Source organism: Streptomyces sp. NBC_01264, from assembly GCF_026340675.1.
In the GTDB taxonomy this organism is placed as follows: Bacteria; Actinomycetota; Actinomycetes; order Streptomycetales; family Streptomycetaceae; genus Streptomyces.
Genome location: NZ_JAPEOX010000002.1, coordinates 1,172,939 through 1,191,567, shown reverse-complemented (window position 1 = coordinate 1,191,567; position 18,629 = coordinate 1,172,939). Strand labels below are relative to the sequence as shown.

Annotated in this window: 18 protein-coding genes and 1 pseudogene; 14 read left to right on the top strand and 5 right to left on the bottom strand. The window is 71.7% G+C overall.

The annotated features are described in order from the left end of the window. Positions 1 to 201: 201 nt before the first annotated feature. Complete coding sequence (locus OG435_RS38355) at positions 202 to 963, top strand: hypothetical protein (protein WP_266884325.1); 762 nt, start codon at positions 202 to 204, stop codon at positions 961 to 963. A 299-nt stretch (positions 964 to 1,262) separates the two neighbouring features. Beyond that, positions 1,263 to 2,009: a class I SAM-dependent methyltransferase gene (locus OG435_RS38350; RefSeq protein ID WP_266884323.1), complete on the top strand. Its 747-nt coding sequence runs from the start codon at positions 1,263 to 1,265 to the stop codon at positions 2,007 to 2,009. A gap of 75 nt (positions 2,010 to 2,084) precedes the next feature. Here OG435_RS38350 and OG435_RS38345 read toward each other — a convergent pair whose 3' ends face one another. Beyond that, positions 2,085 to 3,200 (bottom strand): FAD-dependent oxidoreductase, encoded by a 1,116-nt coding sequence (locus OG435_RS38345; RefSeq protein WP_266884321.1) that lies wholly within the window; start codon positions 3,198 to 3,200, stop codon positions 2,085 to 2,087. A 114-nt stretch (positions 3,201 to 3,314) separates the two neighbouring features. Here OG435_RS38345 and OG435_RS38340 point away from each other — a divergent pair, with 114 nt between their 5' ends. Both OG435_RS38340 and OG435_RS38335 read left to right on the top strand, forming a co-directional pair. Next, a complete protein-coding gene (locus tag OG435_RS38340; protein ID WP_266884319.1) occupies positions 3,315 to 3,959 on the top strand; it encodes a TetR family transcriptional regulator in 645 nt (214 codons plus the stop codon). 4 nt (positions 3,960 to 3,963) lie between these two features. Next, complete coding sequence (locus OG435_RS38335; protein WP_266884317.1) at positions 3,964 to 4,323, top strand: hypothetical protein; 360 nt, start codon at positions 3,964 to 3,966, stop codon at positions 4,321 to 4,323. Positions 4,324 to 4,348: 25 nt separating this feature from the next. Here the strand turns inward: OG435_RS38335 and OG435_RS38330 are convergent, their stop codons facing one another. Continuing rightward, the gene (locus tag OG435_RS38330; protein WP_266884315.1) at positions 4,349 to 5,227 is read right to left on the bottom strand and encodes a LysR family transcriptional regulator; all 879 of its coding nucleotides are present in this window, start codon (positions 5,225 to 5,227) and stop codon (positions 4,349 to 4,351) included. Between the two features lie 94 nt (positions 5,228 to 5,321). Between OG435_RS38330 and OG435_RS38325 the strand changes: the two genes are divergently transcribed. The 5 genes from OG435_RS38325 to OG435_RS38305 all read left to right on the top strand — a co-directional run bounded on the left by OG435_RS38325 (position 5,322) and on the right by OG435_RS38305 (position 9,960). After that, complete coding sequence (locus tag OG435_RS38325) at positions 5,322 to 6,026, top strand: succinate dehydrogenase (RefSeq protein ID WP_266884313.1); 705 nt, start codon at positions 5,322 to 5,324, stop codon at positions 6,024 to 6,026. A 1-nt stretch (position 6,027) separates the two neighbouring features. After that, complete coding sequence (locus tag OG435_RS38320) at positions 6,028 to 7,980, top strand: fumarate reductase/succinate dehydrogenase flavoprotein subunit (RefSeq protein ID WP_266884311.1); 1,953 nt, start codon at positions 6,028 to 6,030, stop codon at positions 7,978 to 7,980. Next, complete coding sequence (locus OG435_RS38315; protein WP_254380746.1) at positions 7,977 to 8,723, top strand: succinate dehydrogenase/fumarate reductase iron-sulfur subunit; 747 nt, start codon at positions 7,977 to 7,979, stop codon at positions 8,721 to 8,723. Before OG435_RS38320 ends, OG435_RS38315 begins: the two co-directional genes overlap by 4 nt. Before the next feature lie 142 nt (positions 8,724 to 8,865). Further along, positions 8,866 to 9,513 (top strand): hypothetical protein, encoded by a 648-nt coding sequence (locus OG435_RS38310; RefSeq protein ID WP_266884308.1) that lies wholly within the window; start codon positions 8,866 to 8,868, stop codon positions 9,511 to 9,513. Positions 9,514 to 9,588: 75 nt separating this feature from the next. Then, positions 9,589 to 9,960 (top strand): cupin domain-containing protein, encoded by a 372-nt coding sequence (locus tag OG435_RS38305; protein ID WP_266884306.1) that lies wholly within the window; start codon positions 9,589 to 9,591, stop codon positions 9,958 to 9,960. A gap of 64 nt (positions 9,961 to 10,024) precedes the next feature. Here OG435_RS38305 and OG435_RS38300 read toward each other — a convergent pair whose 3' ends face one another. Continuing rightward, entirely contained in the window at positions 10,025 to 12,445 is a 2,421-nt protein-coding gene (locus OG435_RS38300; RefSeq protein WP_266884304.1) for an excinuclease ABC subunit UvrA, read from the bottom strand. 127 nt (positions 12,446 to 12,572) lie between these two features. On the opposite strand from OG435_RS38300, the gene OG435_RS38295 reads away from it, so the two are divergent. Then, positions 12,573 to 13,424, top strand: a complete 852-nt coding sequence (locus OG435_RS38295; RefSeq protein WP_266875534.1) for an IS5 family transposase — start codon at positions 12,573 to 12,575, stop codon at positions 13,422 to 13,424. An 18-nt stretch (positions 13,425 to 13,442) separates the two neighbouring features. On the opposite strand, the gene OG435_RS38290 is transcribed toward OG435_RS38295, so the two are convergent. After that, positions 13,443 to 14,513 carry an MsnO8 family LLM class oxidoreductase gene (locus OG435_RS38290; RefSeq protein ID WP_266884302.1) on the bottom strand — a complete coding sequence of 357 codons (1,071 nt, stop codon included), beginning with the start codon at positions 14,511 to 14,513 and terminating at the stop codon, positions 13,443 to 13,445. A 131-nt stretch (positions 14,514 to 14,644) separates the two neighbouring features. Here OG435_RS38290 and OG435_RS38285 point away from each other — a divergent pair, with 131 nt between their 5' ends. Continuing rightward, positions 14,645 to 15,139 carry a hypothetical protein gene (locus OG435_RS38285; RefSeq protein WP_266884300.1) on the top strand — a complete coding sequence of 165 codons (495 nt, stop codon included), beginning with the start codon at positions 14,645 to 14,647 and terminating at the stop codon, positions 15,137 to 15,139. Positions 15,140 to 15,272: 133 nt separating this feature from the next. Here the strand turns inward: OG435_RS38285 and OG435_RS38280 are convergent, their stop codons facing one another. Continuing rightward, positions 15,273 to 15,500, bottom strand: a complete 228-nt coding sequence (locus OG435_RS38280; RefSeq protein ID WP_266884299.1) for a dodecin — start codon at positions 15,498 to 15,500, stop codon at positions 15,273 to 15,275. A gap of 166 nt (positions 15,501 to 15,666) precedes the next feature. Here OG435_RS38280 and OG435_RS38275 point away from each other — a divergent pair, with 166 nt between their 5' ends. From OG435_RS38275 to OG435_RS38265, 3 genes and pseudogenes are all read left to right on the top strand, one after another. After that, positions 15,667 to 16,926, top strand: coding sequence for an extracellular solute-binding protein (locus tag OG435_RS38275; protein ID WP_266884297.1), 1,260 nt, complete (start codon positions 15,667 to 15,669; stop codon positions 16,924 to 16,926). 140 nt (positions 16,927 to 17,066) lie between these two features. After that, positions 17,067 to 17,903, top strand: coding sequence for a GNAT family N-acetyltransferase (locus tag OG435_RS38270; protein ID WP_266884295.1), 837 nt, complete (start codon positions 17,067 to 17,069; stop codon positions 17,901 to 17,903). After that, a pseudogene (locus OG435_RS38265) lies at positions 17,900 to 18,433 on the top strand (lysophospholipid acyltransferase family protein); the annotation flags it as partial. The gene OG435_RS38270 and the pseudogene OG435_RS38265, both read left to right, overlap by 4 nt. Positions 18,434 to 18,629 lie beyond the last annotated feature (196 nt).

Genomic DNA, 18,629 nt, shown 5'->3' with positions numbered 1-18,629 from the left:
GGTCAACACCGGGGGTGCCACCACGAAGCGTCTGCTGCTGCAAGCTCTGGACGCCCTGACTTGGACGGGGCAGGCGGTCACCCCGACGTTCCGAAGGCGGCCGGTGGGCCGGCGTACCTCTCAGCAGCCCGAACTACCGACCGGGGTAGGGGCCACACGAATTCACATGACACCTGTGGCCGGTTCCACGACCATGAGCCGATGATCGTGCGACCGGATCTTCTCAGCCTGAGCGTCCTGTGCCCACCGCCCGACGAGGGCGGCGTGAAGGTGCGCCCGATGGTCCATGGCCGGGATCTTCTGGCTGACGTGCTCCCTGGCGGCATGGGAGGCTCCCGGTACTGGGGGGTGGGCCCCCGGTATCTGTTGGACCGGGACGGGCCGTTGCACGCCACCACGACACCCCACGAAGCCCGTCTCGCCTGGTCCGGGTGCGGCGTGGAGGTGTGTTGTGGTGCCCTGTACATGACGGTCGTGCGTGAGGGGGATCATGTTGTCTGGGCGGGCTGGCGCGACCTGGCCAACCAGGACATCGCCCTGCCGGAGCTTCGGTTCACCGCAGCTCAGTACGAGGCCGAAGTCCTACGAGCCGGAGAGGACCGCAGTTGGGAGTGGCCGTCAGGAGCAGTTGCGCGGCTGCTCGAGGCGGGGCTGAGGGGACGCGAGGACTGGCTTCTCCGGTGGGAGTGCGAACTGCAATACGTCTGGGCCTCCCGCAAGCAACCCGACCACATCCAGGTCATCCTGATGCACCCCCCTAACGGGCCCGATACGGATCTGCCCTGGATCCAGTTCGGGATGAACCTCCCGATCTCCGCGGACGCCCCGTCGGACCAGGCCGAGCGCCTAGCGGCGCAGTTGACCGCAGGCGATCCCCGTGCCATCGCCGAGGTATGGGGAGGTTCGCATGATGCCGAACAACTCGGCTACCCGTGGCCGCCGGTCGACCCGCCGTTCATGTGAACAGCAGGGAGAGGCGGGCTGAGGCCCTGCCGGTGGGCGTCCACTCGCACCCGCTCTTACCCCGCCCCGGGGGAGCTGGCGTGTACTTCAGCCAGACGATGAACAGGCCCAGGTCCCGGCCCGCGGCCAGCCTGTTGCGCCGCACCACCGCAGTTACAGCGCGACGCCGTCGGCGTACGCCTTCGTCGTCAGCTCGGCCCGGTCATGTCCGGTGGTTGGCGTCCTCTCCGTATCTGCCTGTCGGGGAAACGGCGTCAAAATGTGGCGTGTCAGGGCCCGGGGCCGTCGAGGATGGTCGAATGACGATCACTTCGCAGGCCCGGTCCTTCGACAAGGCTGCCGCCGACTATGCGGCGAACCGTCCCTCGTATCCGCCCGCTCTGCTCGATGCGGTCGAGGAACTCGCGGCCCGCCCCTTGAAGGGCGCCCGCATCGCGGACATCGGCGCCGGGACGGGACTGGCGACCGCTCTCCTCCATGCCCGCGGCGCCCACGTCGTCGCGGTCGAGCCCGGCCCTGGGATGGCTTCCCAGTTCCGCCTCAGGCTGCCCGAGGTTCCGGTCGTGCTCGGTGACGGCAACCATCTGCCGCTGGCCTCCGAGTCCGTCGACTTCCTCACCTATGCCCAGGCCTGGCACTGGACCGACCCGGTCGAGTCCGTTCCGGAAGCCCTCCGCGTACTGCGCCTCGGCGGCGCGCTCGCCCTCTGGTGGAACGACTCGGACGGCACGGTCGGCTGGATCGCCGACCAGGACGCCCGCCTGCGCCGCCTCTTCGGCGCCGAGGACAGCGAACCCGACCCCATGGCCCGATTCCGCGGCCTGCCGCCCCAACTGGACTTCGTCACCCGGCAGGTCTCCTGGACGAGGAGCGTTCCACTCGAAACGCATCTCGCGAATCTCGCCAGCTACTCCGACTTCCTCGTCCTCGGCAAGAACGCCACCGAGACGTTCCTGGCCGCGGAGCGCGAGCTGCTGACCGGAGTCTTCCCGGGCGGGACGGTCGAGGAGCGCTACGTGGTCAGCCTGGCCGTTGCCACCCGTTGACGCGGCAGTAGGGCAGGGCCGTGAGCTGTGTTGAAGATCGGCTCACCCTGTCGTGCGGGGCTCGGGCGCGGGCTGTCACTCCAGGCCCGCCTCCGTGCCCCGTCCCGGCTCGCGGACGGCCGCCACCACGCGCTCGTACCGCTGTGCCGTGTCGGCCAGGAGGTCGGCTGCCACCGGCAGCCGCTCCGCCTGGTACGCGTCGAGCGCTTCCTCCCCGGCCGACCCGGAGAGGGCGGCGGTCAGCGACCGGCCGAGGGCGGCGGCGTCCTGGATGCCGGTGTTCATGCCCAGCCCGCCCGCTATGGGGTGCACGTGCGCCGCGTCCCCCGCGAGGAAGGCCCGGCCCTCTCGTATCCGGGTGGCCATGCGGACGTTGACCCGCCAGGAGGAGAGCCAGGTGGGCTCGGCCAGCCGGATCCCCGACATCCGCGCATGCCGGTCGAAGAGCCGCTGGAAGCTTTCCAGCGAGGGCGGCAGTGACTCGCCCCGTTCGTCGCTCTCGGGCGGGGCCTGCAGTTGGAACGTGTCCGTCCCCGGCATCGGGCAGAGCAGGATCCCGCCGCCCTCCGAGCTGAACCACTGGTGCCAGAACTCCCGGCTGAGGCCCGGGGCCCTGACGTCCCCGAGGACCATCGCCGGTTCCTCCTCCCCGCTCCCCTCGAAGGGGATGCCGAGGAGCCCGCGGGTGGTGCTGTGCCCGCCGTCGCATCCCGCCAGGTAGCCGGCCCGGATCACGGTGCCGTCCTCCAGATCCGCCCGGACGCCGGCCGCGTCCTGGGCGATCCCGGTGAGCCGGGACCCGTACTCGACGCGCACGCCCAGCTCGGCCAGCCGGTCGCGCAGTACCTCCTCGACCTGCCACTGCCCGATCAGCAGGCCTCCGTCGACGGCGGTGTCCTTGATGTGCTCCCCGTCGAAGTACTTGCGCAGCACGACCCCTTCGCTACCTCGGGCCTTCACGGCCTCGGCCACGCCGAGGTCCTCGAAGACGTCGAAGCTGCCGGCCTGGAGCCCCTTGCCGCGCGATTCGCGGTGCGGCGCGGTCCGCCTCTCCAGGACCCGCACCGCGATGCCCTGCCGGGCCAGGTCGCAGGCCAGCGTCAGCCCGGTCGGGCCGGCTCCCACGATCAGCACGTCCGGTGCTTCCGCCCGTCGGCCCGGGCCCGCCCCTCGCTTCGTGTCGGTCGTCATCGGATGTCCCCTTGTCGTCCTCGTGTCGATGCCTCAAGGAAAGCGCGTCCCGACAGAAAATGCAACCCGGTTACGAAAGTAACTGAGTCACTCATTCGTGTTATTCTTTCCTCCATGGAGAACACCCCGGGTCTGCGCGAGAACAAGAAGCTCCGTACGCGTCGCCAGCTGGCGGCCACGGCGCTGGAACTCTTCCTGGAGCGGGGCTTCGACGCCGTCTCGGTGGCGGACATCGCAGCCGCCGCCGAGGTCTCCAAGCCCACGCTGTTCCGCTATTTCCCCAGCAAGGAGGACCTGGTCCTCGACCGCTTCGCCGACCATCAGGACGAGGCGGCGCGCGTCGTGCGCGACCGGGCCGCGGGTCAGACCCCGGTGGCGGCCGTGCGCGCCCACTTCCTGGCGGCGCTCGCCGAGCGCGACCCGATCACCGGCCTCTGCGACCACCCGAACGTGCTCGCCTTCGAGCGGCTGCTCTACAGCACCGCCAGTCTGGAATCCCGGCTGGCCCACTACACCGGCCGCGAGGTGGAGTTGCTCGCCGCCGTGCTCGAAGCCGAAGCGGTCGACCCGCTCACCGCACGCCTGTCGGCCGGATACCTGGTGGCGGCCCGTCAGGAGCTGGGCCGGGAGAACTGGCGCCGCATCGACGCCGGCCGGAGCGCCGACGAGGCACACCCGGCCGCCGTGGCGGACGCGGAGCGCGCCTTCGCCCTCCTGTCCGACGGCCTCGACCGGGCGCTGCCCGCCCGGCGTTCCTGACGTCATGGCTCGAACGAACCGGAAGGTGAAGAAGCGGCAGCCCTCCTTCGGACTGCCCACCGGCCTGGTCCTCATGGCCGGCCGGGGCGGCGTGGGGATGAACGGCTGGCGGACCGGGGTGGTCACCGGGAACGGCGGGATGTTGCGCGGCGGGCTTCCCGACGCGCTTGCCGGCGCGGCCCTGGAAGAGGCGCAGCGGGCTGCCGCCGAGATGGTGCAGGGGCTCGCCCGGGACTTCCACGGGCGAGAGGTCGTGGTGGTCTGGGACCCGCAGTCGGAGCCGGGTTCATGGACGGCCACGGTCGTGCCCGCGGCAGCCGAGACCGAGCCTGAGCTCGAACCGGAGCCCTGGCTCGCCCCCTAGCTCTAGTTCGGCCCCCCGAGGCCCCTCAGCCCAGCAAGATGCGTTTCAGCTCGCGCGCCGCGCGCGGGGGTGCCACGTCCGTGCGGTGGGCCAGGGCGATCGTGCGGCGCAGGGGGGAGCCCGTCAGGGGGGTCGAGCGGAGTCCGGAGCCCGCGTGGCCGACCACCATCGCCGGGACCACCGCGATGCCGAGCCCCGCGCGGACGAAGCCCAGTACGGCGTCCATCTCGCCGCCCTCCACCGTGAACGCCGGCTCGAAGCCCTCCGCACGGCAGGCCGCCACGGTCAGGTCCCGCAGGTCGTAGCCGTGCCGGAACATCACCATCGGTTCGTCGCGCAGCGCGGCCACCGTGAGCGGGCCGCCGCCCGCCGGAGGGGGGAGGGCCGCCGAGGAGACCACCACCAGGTCCTCCGTCAGCAGTTCCATCGTGGTCAGCGCCGGCGCCGAGGGGGGCAGCGGCAGGGCGATCAGCGCGAGGTCCAGGGACCCGCGCGCGAGCTCCCGTACGAGGTCCAGCGAACCGCTCTCCTCGATCAGCAGCTCGATCCCCGGATGGGCGGTGTGGAAGGCGCGGAGCACGCCCGGCAGAAGGCCGGTGCACAGGCTCGGGGTGGCCCCCAGGCGGATCCGGCCGCGCCGGAGCTGCGCCAGTTCCTGCACCTCCAGCCGGGCCGTGTCGGCGTCCGCGAGGATCCGCCGGGCCAGCGGCAGCAGGGTCTCGCCGGCATCGGTGAGCGTGATGTTCCCGCGCGCCCGGCTGAAGAGCTCGGCGCCCAGTTCGCGTTCGAGCGCCTTGATCTGCTGCGACAGTGAGGGCTGAGCCACGTGCTCGCGCTCGGCCGCGCGGGTGAAGTGCCGGGTCTCGGCGACGGCGACGAAGTAGACCAGCTGCTGGAACTGCATCACCCCAGGCTAGCGCCTGCATAGGCAGAACCTATCGACTTCAGCTCTGTCATGTCTTGGACCTTTCGGGACCTTCGTCCTTACGGTCAATGTCATGGCTCTGGCAACGCGGACGGATCGACGGCCGTCCACCACGCGCACGCTCTGGGACTCCTCCGTCGGCAAGAAGTCCGTGATGGCCGTCTCCGGCCTGATCATGCTCGGCTACCTCGTCGTGCACATGCTCGGCAACCTCAAGATCTTCTTCGGGGCGGACGAGTTCAACGGCTACGCCCACTGGCTGCGCACCCTCGGCTCGCCCTTCCTGCACCACGAGTGGGCCCTGTGGATCGTCCGGGTCGCGCTGGTCGCGGCCGTCGTCGCGCACGGGGTCTGCGCCTACCAGCTCAGCCGCCGCGACATCAAGGCGCGCCCGGTGAAGTACGCCCACAAGCGCCGCCGCGCGAGCTATGCCACCCGCACCATGCGCTGGGGCGGCATCATCCTCGCCCTCTTCATCGTCTGGCACCTGCTCGACCTCACCACGCTCACCGTGAACGAGCGGGCCTGGGCCGGGCACCCGTACGAGAACGTCCTCGCCACCTTCTCCACCTGGTACGGCAACACCATCTACCTCGTGGCGATGGCCGCCCTCGGACTGCACGTCCGCCACGGCTTCTGGAGCGCCGCCCAGACCCTCGGCGCGGGCAACGCCCGGCGGGACAGGACGCTGAAGTTCCTGGCCAACGCCCTCGCCCTCGTCCTCTTCGCGGGCTTCGTGTCCGTGCCCGTCGCCGTCATGACCGGAGTGGTGAGCTGACATGAGCAACGACTACGCCGACTACACCACCGGCGCCCCGATCGCCGACGCCAAGGCCCCCGAAGGCCCCATCGCCGAGCGCTGGGACCGCCGCCGCTTCGAGGCCAAGCTGGTCAACCCGGCCAATCGGCGCGGGCACACGGTCATCGTCGTCGGCACCGGCCTGGCCGGTGGCGCGGCCGGTGCCACCCTCGCCGAACAGGGCTACCACGTCGTCCAGTTCTGCTTCTCCGACTCCCCGCGCCGGGCCCACTCCATCGCCGCCCAGGGCGGCATCAACGCGGCCAAGAACTACCGCAACGACGGCGACTCCGTGCACCGCCTCTTCTACGACACCGTCAAGGGCGGAGACTTCCGCGCCCGCGAGTCCAACGTCCACCGCCTCGCCCAGATCTCGGTCGAGATCATCGACCAGTGCGTGGCCCAGGGCGTCCCGTTCGCCCGCGAGTACGGCGGTCTCCTCGACACCCGTTCCTTCGGCGGAGTCCAGGTCTCCCGCACCTTCTACGCCCGCGGCCAGACCGGCCAGCAGCTCCTGCTCGGCGCCTACCAGGCGCTCTCGCGGCAGATCGCCGCCGGCAACGTCGAGATGCACGCACGCACCGAGATGCTGGACCTGATCACCGTCGACGGCGTGGCCCGCGGGATCGTCGCCCGGGACCTGGTCACCGGCAAGATCGACACCTACTACGCGGACGCGGTCGTCCTCGCGAGCGGTGGCTACGGCAACGTCTTCTACCTCTCCACCAACGCCATGAACTCCAACGCGACCGCCGTATGGCGCGCGCACCGGCGCGGCGCGTACTTCGCCAACCCCTGCTTCACCCAGATCCACCCCACCTGCATCCCGCGCACCGGCGACCACCAGTCCAAGCTCACGCTGATGAGCGAGTCCCTGCGCAACGACGGCCGCATCTGGGTCCCCAAGGCCAAGGGCGACGCCCGGCCCGCCGCCGACATCCCGGAAGCCGAACGCGACTACTACCTGGAGCGGATCTACCCCTCCTTCGGCAACCTCGTGCCCCGCGACATCGCCTCCCGAGCCGCCAAGAACGTCTGCGACGAGGGGCGCGGCGTGGGCCCCGGCGGCCAGGGCGTCTACCTCGACTTCGCCGACGCCATCCGCCGCATGGGCAAGGAGAAGGTCGCCGAGAAGTACGGCAACCTCTTCGACATGTACGAGCGGATCACCGCGGAGGACCCGTACGAGGTCCCCATGCGGATCTATCCCGCCGTGCACTACACGATGGGCGGACTGTGGGTCGACTACGACCTCCAGACCACCGTCCCCGGCCTGTTCGCGATCGGCGAGGCCAACTTCTCCGACCACGGCGCCAACCGCCTCGGCGCCTCCGCCCTCATGCAGGGCCTCGGCGACGGCTACTTCGTGCTCCCCTCCACCATCAACGACTACCTGGCCCGCCACCCGCACCACGAGCAGGTCGACGACAGCCACCCCGAGGCCGCGGCCGCCGTCCGCGAGACCCGCGACTGCCTCGCCAAGCTGCTCGCCGTCGACGGGGACCGCACGCCCGACTCCTTCCACCGGGAGATCGGCGAACTGATGTGGGAGTACTGCGGGATGGCCCGGACCGACGAGGGCCTGCGCAAGGCCCTCGCCCGGATCCCGGAGATCCGCGCGGAGTTCTGGCGGCGGATCAAGGTGCCCGGCAGCGGCGAGGAGTTCAACCAGTCGCTGGAGAAGGCCAACCGCGTCGTCGACTACCTGGAACTCGCCGAGCTGATGTGCCTCGACGCCCTCCACCGCGCCGAATCCTGCGGCGGCCACTTCCGGGAGGAGTCCCAGACCCCGGACGGCGAAGCCGCCCGCCGCGACGAGGAGTTCGGGTACGCGGCCGCCTGGCAGTACACCGGGACCGGCGCCGCGCCCGTCCTGCACAAGGAAGACCTCGTCTTCGAGTACGTCCACCCCACCCAGCGGAGCTACGCATGAAGCTCACCCTGCGCGTCTGGCGCCAGAAGAACGCCGACGCCCCCGGCGCGATGGCCTCGTACGAGGTCGACGGCATCTCGGAGGGCATGTCCTTCCTCGAAATGCTCGACACCCTCAACGAGGACCTCATCCTGAGCGGAGAGGACCCGGTCGCCTTCGACCACGACTGCCGCGAAGGCATCTGCGGCGCGTGCAGCCTCGTCATCAACGGCGACGCGCACGGGCCGGAGCGCACCACGACCTGCCAGCTCCACATGCGCTCCTTCGACGACGGCGACACCATCGACGTCGAACCCTGGCGGGCCTCGGCCTTCCCCGTGGTCAAGGACCTGGTCGTCGACCGGGGGGCCCTCGACCGGGTCATCCAGGCCGGCGGCTACATCACCGCCCCCACCGGCTCCGCACCCGAGGCACACGCCACGGCCGTCCCCAAGCCCGACGCCGACTACGCCTTCGAGCACGCCGAGTGCATCGGCTGCGGGGCGTGCGTGGCGGCCTGCCCCAACGGCTCCGCGATGCTCTTCACCTCCGCCAAGGTCAACCACCTCAACGTGCTCCCGCAGGGTTCGCCGGAGCGCGAGACCCGGGTCCTGGACATGGTGGCCACCATGGACGCCGAGGGCTTCGGAGGATGCACCCTGACCGGGGAGTGCGCCACCGCCTGCCCCAAGGGGATCCCGCTGCCGTCGATCGCCGCCATGAACAAGGAGTGGCTGCGGGCCGTCCGCCGAGGACCGCGCTGACACGCGGACCTACGGGTCCCCGGCCCCCGGACCTCGTGGGTGGACCCCGTACGGGCGCGGCGCGTCCGCCGATCGGATGATCGGAGCGGCTCCGGTCGCGCCGTGACCGGGCGCCTCCGCGGGCATGGGTGACAGTGGGCGTATGCCTCAAGCCGATGCCGGGTCCGGCCCGCGCCGCCGTACCGTGCTGGCCGCCGCGCTCGCCCCGCTGGCGGCGGCCGGCTGCGCCGGGGAGGAGCGGCCCCCGACGTCGCAGCCCGGCCCCGAGGCCGCCAAGGACGCGCTGGTCATGATCATCCGGCACGCGGAGAAGCCGTACGCCGGAGACGCCGGCGAGGACGACGAGGGCAACGAGACCCCCGGCTCCCTCGCCGTCCGGGGCCTGCGCCGCGCCCAGGAGCTGACCGCCCTCTTCCCGCCGGCCAAGGGCGCCGCCCTGCCCCGGCCCGGGGCCGTCTTCGCGGCCGGCGGCAAGGCCGGGGCGCCCGCGCGGTGCCGCCAGACGGTCGAACCGCTCGCCACCGCGCTGGGTACGCCCGTCCGCGCGGAGTTCGCGGTCGGAGCCGAGCCCGCCCTGGCCAGGGCGGTGCTGGCGGCGCGGATGCCCGTCCTGGTCTGCTGGGAGCACCAGGGGATGCCCCGCCTGATCCAGGGCCTCGGAGCGCAGGACGTACTGGGGCTTCCGGCCGCCTGGCCCGACCGCTACGACCTGGTGTGGATGCTCGCCCGCAGACAGGGCGTCTGGAGCTTCCGCGAGCTTCCGCAGCACCTGCTCCAGGGCGACGCGTAGCCGCGAGGACCGCCGGGTACGGGCGTACGCTGAGAAGTGGACTCGGGGCAGTGGTGCGCCGGGAGGTCGACGATCATGACTGGAATCGTGCGAAGGGGCTTCGATTCCGCGGACGAGACCCGTCGCTTCGAAGACGGCAAGGGCAGGCTCGACCTGCTCGACACCGACCACGGACAGATCGGCCGGGCCGTGTTCGAGCCCGGATGGCAGTGGTCGCAGCACATCAAGCCCATCGCGGGGACCGACAGTTGTGAGGCCGCGCACGTGGCCTACATCATCAGCGGCCGGATGAAGATCGTCATGGACGACGGCGACAGCATCGAGGCGCAGTCCGGGGACTTCATCCAGATCGACCCCGGCCACGACGCCTGGGTACTCGGCGACGAACAGTGCGTCGTCCTCGACTGGCAGGGCTACGGAGACTTCGCCAAGTCCCCGGACGCGTGACGAGCCGCGCCCCCGGACGTGTGAAGCCCCGAGCCCCGGTCGCGTGACGACCCGCTCCCGCCGATCAGCCGCCCGCCGCGAGGGCCCGCGCCAGATAAGGAGCCGTACGGCTGCCCTCGGCGCGGGCCACCTCGGCCGGGGTGCCCGCCGCCACCACCCGGCCGCCGTCCGCGCCGCCGCCCGGGCCCAGGTCGATGACCCAGTCGGCGCCCGCCACGACCGCCATGTCGTGCTCCACGACCACCACCGAATGCCCGGCGTCCACCAGGCCGTGCAACTGCCGCAGCAGCACCGTGACATCGGCCGGATGGAGACCGGTCGTCGGCTCGTCCAGCAGGTACAGGGTGTGGTCGCGGCGCACCCGCTGGAGTTCCGTGGCCAGCTTGATGCGCTGCGCCTCGCCGCCCGAGAGTTCCGTGGCGGGCTGCCCGAGCCGCAGGTACCCCAGGCCGATGTCCGACAGGGCGCCGAGGCTGCGGGCGGCCGCCGGGACCCCGGCGAAGAAGGAGGCCGCAGACTCCACGGTCAGAGCGAGCACCTCGGCGATGTTCAGCCCCGAGTAACGGACCTCCAGGGTCTCGGAATTGTACCGGGCACCCGCGCACTCCGGGCACGGGGCGTACGTACTGGGCAGGAACAGCAGTTCCACCGAGACGAAGCCCTCGCCCTGGCAGGACTCGCACCGTCCGCCCGGCACGTTGAAGGAGAAGCGGCCCGCCTTCCAGCCCCGCGCCTTCGCTTCAGGCGCCGCGGTGAAGAGCCGGCGGATCACGTCGAACAGCCCCGTGTACGTGGCCAGGTTGGAGCGCGGGGTCCGGCCGATCGGTTTCTGGTCCACCTCCACCAGCCGCTTCACCGGGAACTCCGGCTCCGCCAGCCGCTCGTGGACCTCCTGGGCGAGCGCCTGGCCGACGAGCGTGGACTTCCCGGACCCCGACACCCCGGTCACCGCCGTGAACACCCCGAGCGGGAACTCCGCCTCCACGTCCCGCAGGTTGTGCCGGTCGACACCGCTGAGCCGGACGGCCCCGGTCGCCGCCCGCGGAGCCCCCGGGCGCCGCTCGTCCGTCGGCCCGGTCCCGAACAGGTACCGGGCCGTCGCCGAGTCCGCCACCGCGGCCAGGGCTTCCGGGGGTCCGCTGTGCAGCACCTGTCCGCCGTGCTCCCCGGCCAGCGGGCCCACGTCCACCAGCCAGTCCGCGTGCCGTACGACGGCCAGGTCGTGCTCCACCACGAACACCGTGTTCCCGGCCTCCTTGAGCCGGTCCAGGACCTCGAGCAGCGCCTCCGTGTCGGCCGGGTGCAGCCCCGCCGACGGCTCGTCCAGTACGTACACCACCCCGAACAGCCCCGAGCGCAACTGCGTGGCCAGCCGCAGCCGTTGCAGCTCTCCCGCCGACAGGGTCGGGGCGCCGCGGTCCAGGCTCAGGTAACCCAGCCCCAGCTCGGTGACCGGGCCGATCCGGGAGCGCAGGTCCTCCGTGAGCACCCGGGAGGCCTCGCCGCCGCCGCGAGCGGTGGCCAGTACCCCGTCCAGCTCCGTCAGCGCCAGCGCCGCCAGCTCCGCGATCGTGCGGCCCGCGAAGGTCACGGCCAGGGCCTCCGGGCGCAGCCGCCTGCCCTCGCACACCGGGCACGGCGCATCGTTCAGGAACTTCTCGGCGCGGGCCCGCAGGGTGAGGCTCTTGCTGTCGGAGAAGGTCCGCATCACGTACCGGTGGGCGCTCATGTACGTGCCCTGGTAGGGCCGTTGGATCCGGTCGGCCTCGCGCACCGGATGCACCGTCACCACCGGCTGCTCCTCGGTGAACAGGATCCACTCGCGGTCGGCCGTCGGGAGCTCCCGCCAGGGCGCGTCCACGTCGTGGCCGAGGGCCTCCAGGATGTCGCGCAGGTTCTTGCCCTGCCAGGCGCCCGGCCAGGCGGCAATGGCATCCTGACGGATCGACAGCCCGGCGTCGGGCACCAGCAGTTCCTCGCTCGTGCCGTGCACGCGGCCGAGCCCGTGACAGGAAGGGCAGGCCCCGGCGGCGGTGTTGGGGGAGAAGGCGTCGGAGTCCAGGCGGTCGGCGCCCGGCGGGTAGGAGCCCGCCCGCGAGTACAGCATCCGCAGCGAGTTGGACAGCATGGTCACCGTCCCGACCGAGGACCGGGACCCGGGGGAGGAGCGCCGCTGCTCCAGCGAGACGGCCGGCGGGAGCCCGGTGACGGAGTCGACCTTCGGCGCGCCGATCTGGTGGATCAGCCGGCGGGCGTACGGGGCCACGGACTTGAAGTACCGGCGCTGCGCCTCGGCGAAGAGCGTGCCGAAGGCCAGCGAGCTCTTCCCGGAGCCGGAGACCCCGGTGAACACCGTCAGCGCGTCCCGCGGAACGTCCACGTCGACCCCGCGCAGATTGTGCTCCCGGGCTCCGCGGACGCGGACGTAGGGATCGTGGGCGTGCGGGGTGGTGGCGTGCGGGGCGGGCGCGACGGGCTGGTGCATTCGTCCTAGTTTAGACCGACCGGCAATAGGCAGCCTCTGTCGAGTGATCGAGCGCGGTGGATGCAGTGCGGGCACGGGTCCACGTGATCATGGAGTTCTCTACGCTCAGTGATCACGAAGGACGGCCGTGCCCGCGCTGCCATCTTGCCTGCTCGAACCCCTCTGGGACCAGTTCTCCGCCCTCCTGCCCGCCCGGCGAGAGTTCGCTGCGGACCACCCGCTGGGCTGCCACCGCCGCCGGATCGCTGACCGGACGGTCTTCGAGCACGTCGTGCTCGCGCTGGTCCACGGCTCAGGCTACGAGCGCATCTCCACCCCCGGATGCTCCGACCGCACCATCAGACGCCGCGTCAAGGAGTGGTCTGAACTGGGGATATCCGAGAAGGTCCACGCACTGGCTCTCGAGGCGCACGACCGGATGATCGGTCTCGGGCTGGGCGAGATCTCGGTGGACGGCTGCATCACCAAGGCCCCGTCCGGCGGTGAGAAGGCGGGACGCTCCCCGGTCGACCGGGGCAAGCAAGGACTGAAACGCTCGGTCGCCTCCGACGCCTGCGGTGTCCCGATCGGAATCGTCTCCGCCGGCGCGAACCGGCACGACTCACCCCTGCTGGGCCCCACCCTGGAGGCGGCGAAGGCACAGGTCGGCGCAATGCCGACGGCGGTCAACGTCAACCTCGACCGCGGCTACGACAGCACCACGTCCCGTGCGCTTATAGCCGAGTTGGGATTCACGGCCGAGATCGCGCGTAAGGGCGTGCCAGCCCCGATCCAAGCCGGCAAGCGCTGGGTGGTCGAGCGCACGCACTCGTGGATGAACGACTACGGCAAGCTGCGGCGCTGCACAGAGAAGAGCGGCAGCATCGTGGACTTCTACCTGTACCTGGCCGCCGCCCTCGTCACGCTCCGCATGCTCATCCGTCGAGCAACGAGCCGCTACCGCTGGGCCGACCGCCCCACCACCCGACGCCTCAAGTGATCCATTTGCCGGTCGGTCTTAGTGTCCGACGCCCGCGGGCTGCCCGGCGGTGTCCGCATCGCCGTCCGCGCGCCCCTCCGCGTGCCCGTCCCGGTGCTCCGTGAGGCCCGTGAGCCGGGCGAGCCGTCCGAAGGAGTCCAGCAGCGCCGTCCGGTCGTACGTGGACGTGGTGGCCAGCAGCTCGTCCGCCCCGGTCAGCTCCGCCACCTCGGACAGTTCCGCCGCGACCTGCTCCTCCGTGCCGTGGATGTGCCCGGCGAGGGCGCTCTCGTACAGCTCCCGCTCCTTGGGGCTCATGGGGAGCGCCTCGATCTCCTCGGCCGGGCGGAGCGGCGGGAAAGTGCCCTGGGTGCGGGAGTACGCGACCGCCCAGGCCTCGGGCACCAGGATCCGCCGGGCTGCCTCCGCGGAGGCAGCCACCGCGACCGTCCCGGAAGCCACGACGTACGGCCGCGCACCCCAGGAGGAGGGCCGGAACTCCGCGCGGTAGGCCGTGACGATCTCCGCGACCCGGGCCCGGTTGCGCAGGTCCCCGACGACCAGGGGCAGGCCGGCGCGGGCCGCGATCCCCGCTCCCTCGCCGGTGGCCAGCACGTACGCCGGGATCCGCATCCCCTCCGCCGGGCGGGCGTGCACCTCGGGGTGCGCCCGCTGGGAGCCGTCGAGCCAGCCCAGCAGCTCCGCGAGCTGCTCCTCGAACCGGTCGGCGTCGGCGGTGTCCCGGCCGAGCGCGCGGCGGATCCCGCCAGTGAAGCCGACCGAGCGGCCGAGCCCCATGTCGATCCGGCCGGGGAACAGCGACTCCAGCACCCCGAACTGCTCCGCGACGACCAGCGGCTGGTGGTTGGGCAGCATCACACCGCCCGTGCCGACGCGGATCCGGGCGGTCGCCCCGGCCACGGCCGCGGCGAGCACCGTGGGCGCGGAACCGGCGACCCCGGGCACGCTGTGGTGCTCGGAGACCCAGAACCTGCGGTATCCGAGCCGCTCGGCGGTGCGCGCGAGCTCCACGGTGTCGCGCAGGGCCTGGGCGGCGGGGTGCCCCGCGCGGGTGCGGGACCGGTCGAGTATCGAGAGGGTGCGGATCACACAGGGTTCAACGCGTGGGGGGCATCAGGATTCCCCGAGGCATCGGGACGGGGTCCCCGCGGGCCGGCGGTGCTGGGACCGGCGGTGCTCGGGCCGGCGGTGCTCGGGCCGGCGGTGCTTAGGCTGGCGGGGTGACCGAGACTCAGAACCGACGGCCCCTGGCCGTCTTCGACATCGACAACACCCTGGCCGACACCGCCCACCGCCAGCACTTCCTGGAGCGCCGGCCGCGCGACTGGAGCGGGTTCTTCGGTGCGGCCCCGGCCGATCCGCCCCTCACCCGCGGGATCGCGCTCGCGGTGGAGAGCGCGGCCGACTGCGAGGTCACGTACCTCACCGGCCGCCCGGAGCGGTGCCGCGCGGACACGGAGGACTGGCTCGTCCGGAACGGGCTGCCCGAGGGGCGGGTGTGGATGCGCGGGAACCAGGACCGGCGGCCCGCCCGGACGACCAAGCTGGAGGTCCTGCGGCGGATCTCGCGGGGCCGCGAGGTGCGGATGCTGGTGGACGACGACGAGCTGGTGTGCCAGGCGGTGCGCGCGGCGGGCTTCCGGGTGGTCCTGGCCGACTGGGCGGCGGACGCGCCGGAACTCAAGGACGCGCAGGAGGGCGAGGGGCGCACCTGAGGGGCCCAGGAGCCCGTAGGGGCGCCCCGTAAGCCCGTAAGCCCGTAAGCCCGTAGGCCCGTAAGGCGTCGGGCGCTCCCCGGGAGCCCCCGGCGAGCGCCCGCAGGCCCGTACCGCCCCGAGGAGCCGGGCCTCAGGCCTCGCCGTCGGCCCCGCCGTCGAGACGGAAACCGACCTTGATCCCCACTTGGTAGTGCGCGATCTCGCCGTTCTCGATGTGCCCCCTGATCTGAACGACTTCGAGCCAGTCGAGATGGTGCAGCGTCTCACCGGCGCGGGCGATGCCGTTGCGGATGGCCTGATCGATGCCCTCGTGGGACGTGCCCACGATCTCGGTCACCCGGTACGTGTGATTGGACATGGGGGTCTCCCGACACTGGGTGGCTGTTGCCTTGTTCTACGGTGCCCCAGTAAGTCCGGGTACGCGAACTATGAGTGAACAATCCATAGCGATACCCCCTTGACCCACCCATTGGTCTATGCCAATTTCAAGCCATCTGAGATCCATCCCCAGAAGGTGACCCCTCGTGAAGATGCGCTTCCTTGCCGTGTCCACCGCTCTCGCGGCCGCGACCGCCCTCACCGGCTGCAGTCTCACCGGGTCGGGCGGAGGTGCGCAGAAGGTGACGCTCTGGCTGATGAAGGGCAGCGCCTCCGAGGAGTTCATAGGCAAGTTCACCACCACCTTCGAGAAGGAACACCCCGGCGTGGACCTCGAAGTGAAGATCCAGGAGTGGAAGGGCATCGGCGACAAGGTGAACGCCGTTCTGGCGGGCACGAGCGAGGAGGGCGCCGACGTCATCGAGGTCGGCAACACCCAGGTCGCCCAGTACGTCGAGGGCGGCGGAGTCTCCGAACTCACCCTGGAAGCCCTGCGCGAATGGGACGGCAAGGACTGGCTGAAGGGCCTTTCCGAGCCCGGAAAGGTCAACGGCGCCCAGTTCGGCGTCCCGTGGTACGCCGCCAACCGCGTGGTGATCTACAACAAGGACCTCTTCGCGAGCGCCGGGGTCAAGGCGCCGATCAAGACCCGCCAGGAATGGATCCAGGCCACGACGAAGCTCGACAAGGGCAGCCAGCAGGGCATCTACCTGGCCGGGCAGAACTGGTACGTCCTCGCCGGGTTCGTCTGGGACGAGGGCGGCGAGCTCGCGGTCGAGAGCGGCGGCCGGTGGGTCGGCACCCTCGACGAGGAGAAGGCCCTGGCGGGAATGGAGTTCTACAAGCAGCTCCAGGCACTCGGCGACGGACCCAAGGACGCCGACGAGGAGACGCCCCCGCAGTCCGACGTCTTCGCCCGCGGCGGGATCGCCCAGATCATCGCCCCGCCCGGCCAGGCCGCCGCCATCGAGGCCGCGAACCCGGGCCTCAAGGGCAAGCTCGGCTTCTTCCCGATCCCCGGCAAGACCGCCGAGAAGGTCGGCTCGGTCTTCACCGGCGGCTCGGACCTGATCATCCCCGAGAAGACGAAGCAGCGTAAGCACGCCGTCGACGTGATCACGGCCCTGGTCAGCGAGCAGTGGCAGACCGAGCTGGCCGCCACGATGAGCTACGTGCCCAACAAGACCACCCTCGCGCACGTGGTCGCGGGCAACGCGGGCGCCACGGCGATGGCCCCCGGCGCCGCCCAGGGCCGCGCCACCCCGCAGTCCCCCCACTGGGCCGAGGTGGAGGCCAAGAACCCGATCAAGCCGTTCATGACGGCCGTCCTCACCGGTGGGGACCCCGAGAAGGCGGCGAAGGCGGCCTCCGACACCATCAGCAAGGTCCTCAGCTCCGACCGCTGACCCGCCGCCCACCAAGTTCAGCGTCCGCACATCCAAGGGCCGCGAAGCGGCCATGTCGAATCCAGCCGGTCACGGAAGAAGTAAAGAAGCCAGGCCACACACCCGCCGGCCTGGCTTCCCGTGCCGGACCAGGAGCCGTCATGACCATCGCCCCGCTGTCCCCCGCCTCCGTCTTCGCACCCGCCCCCGCGCCCTCACCGGCCCCTCTCCTTGCCCCCGCGTCCGCCCCGCAGGCGGCCGACACCCCCGCACCCCGCTACGCCGTCCGCCTCGCCCGCGACGAGAGCGAGGTGCGCGCCGCCCAGCGGCTGCGCCACCTGGTCTTCGCCGGAGAGCTCGGTGCCCGCCTCGACGGCCCCGAGCCCGGCCTGGACGCCGACGCCTTCGACGCCTACTGCGACCACCTCCTCGTGGTGGAGGAGGAGACCGAGCAGGTCGTCGGCACCTACCGGCTGCTGCCCCCCGAACGTGCCGCCGTCGCCGGACGCCTCTACTCCGAGGGCGAGTTCGACCTCTCCTCCCTCGCTCCCATCCGCCCCGACCTGGTCGAGGTGGGCCGCTCCTGCGTCCACCCCGACCACCGCAACGGCGCCGTCATCGCCCTGATCTGGGCCGGCCTCGCCCGCTACATGGACCGGTCCGGGCACAACTGGCTCGCCGGCTGCTGCTCCATACCGCTCTCCGACGGCGGGGTGCTGGCCGCCGCCACCCGGGAGAACGTCCTCACCCGCAGCCTCGCGCCCGTCGAGTACCGGGTCACCCCGCACCTCCCCTGGAACCCCGAAGGCATCACCTTCCCCGGCCGGATGGAACTGCCCCCGCTGCTGCGCGGCTACCTCCGCCTGGGCGCCTGGGTCTGCGGCGAGCCCGCCCTGGACGCCGAGTTCGGCTGCGCCGACCTGTACGTCCTGCTCTCCCTGCGGCGCACCAACCCCCGCTACCTCAAGCACTTCCTCTCGCTCGCCCCGGCCGCATGAGCGCCTGGCTCCCGACCTCGCCCTGTACCCCCGCGGACTGCGCCGCCCACGAGGGACGCACGGCGAGCGTGCCGCGCGCGGTACTGAGGCTCGCCGCCGCCCTCGCCCTGGTCCTGCTCGGAATCCTGGGCGCCCCGCCGCTGCGCCTGCTTCCGGAGCGTCCCCGGCACGTCCTGGTACGGGCCTGGGCCGCCGCGCTGCTGGGCTCCCTCGGACTACGGATCACCGTGCACGGGATACCCGGCCCCGGCGGTGGCCGGCTGATCGTCGCCAACCACATCTCCTGGCTGGACATCCTGCTCGTGGCCGCGGTCCTGCCCTCCCGGATGCTGGCCAAGAGCGACATCCGCGGCTGGCCGGTCCTCGGACCGCTCTCCCGGCAGGCCGGCACGGTCTACATCGAGCGCGACCGGATCCGCAGCCTGCCCGCCACCGTCGGCGTCCTCGCCCGGGCCCTGGCCGACGGCGACCGCGTCACCGTCTACCCCGAGGGCTCCACCTGGTGCGGGCGCGCCCAAGGCCCGTTCCGCCGTGCCGCGTTCCAGGCCGCGCTGGACGCACGGGTGCCCGTACAACCCGTACGGATCAGCTACCTGCTCGATGACGGGGGGCCCGCCGGGGCGCCCGCCTTCGTCGGCGACGATCCGCTGACCGCCTCGCTCTGGCGGATCGCCCGGGCCCGCGGGGTGTGCGCCGAGGTCCGGCTGCTGCCGCGGATCCCGCCCG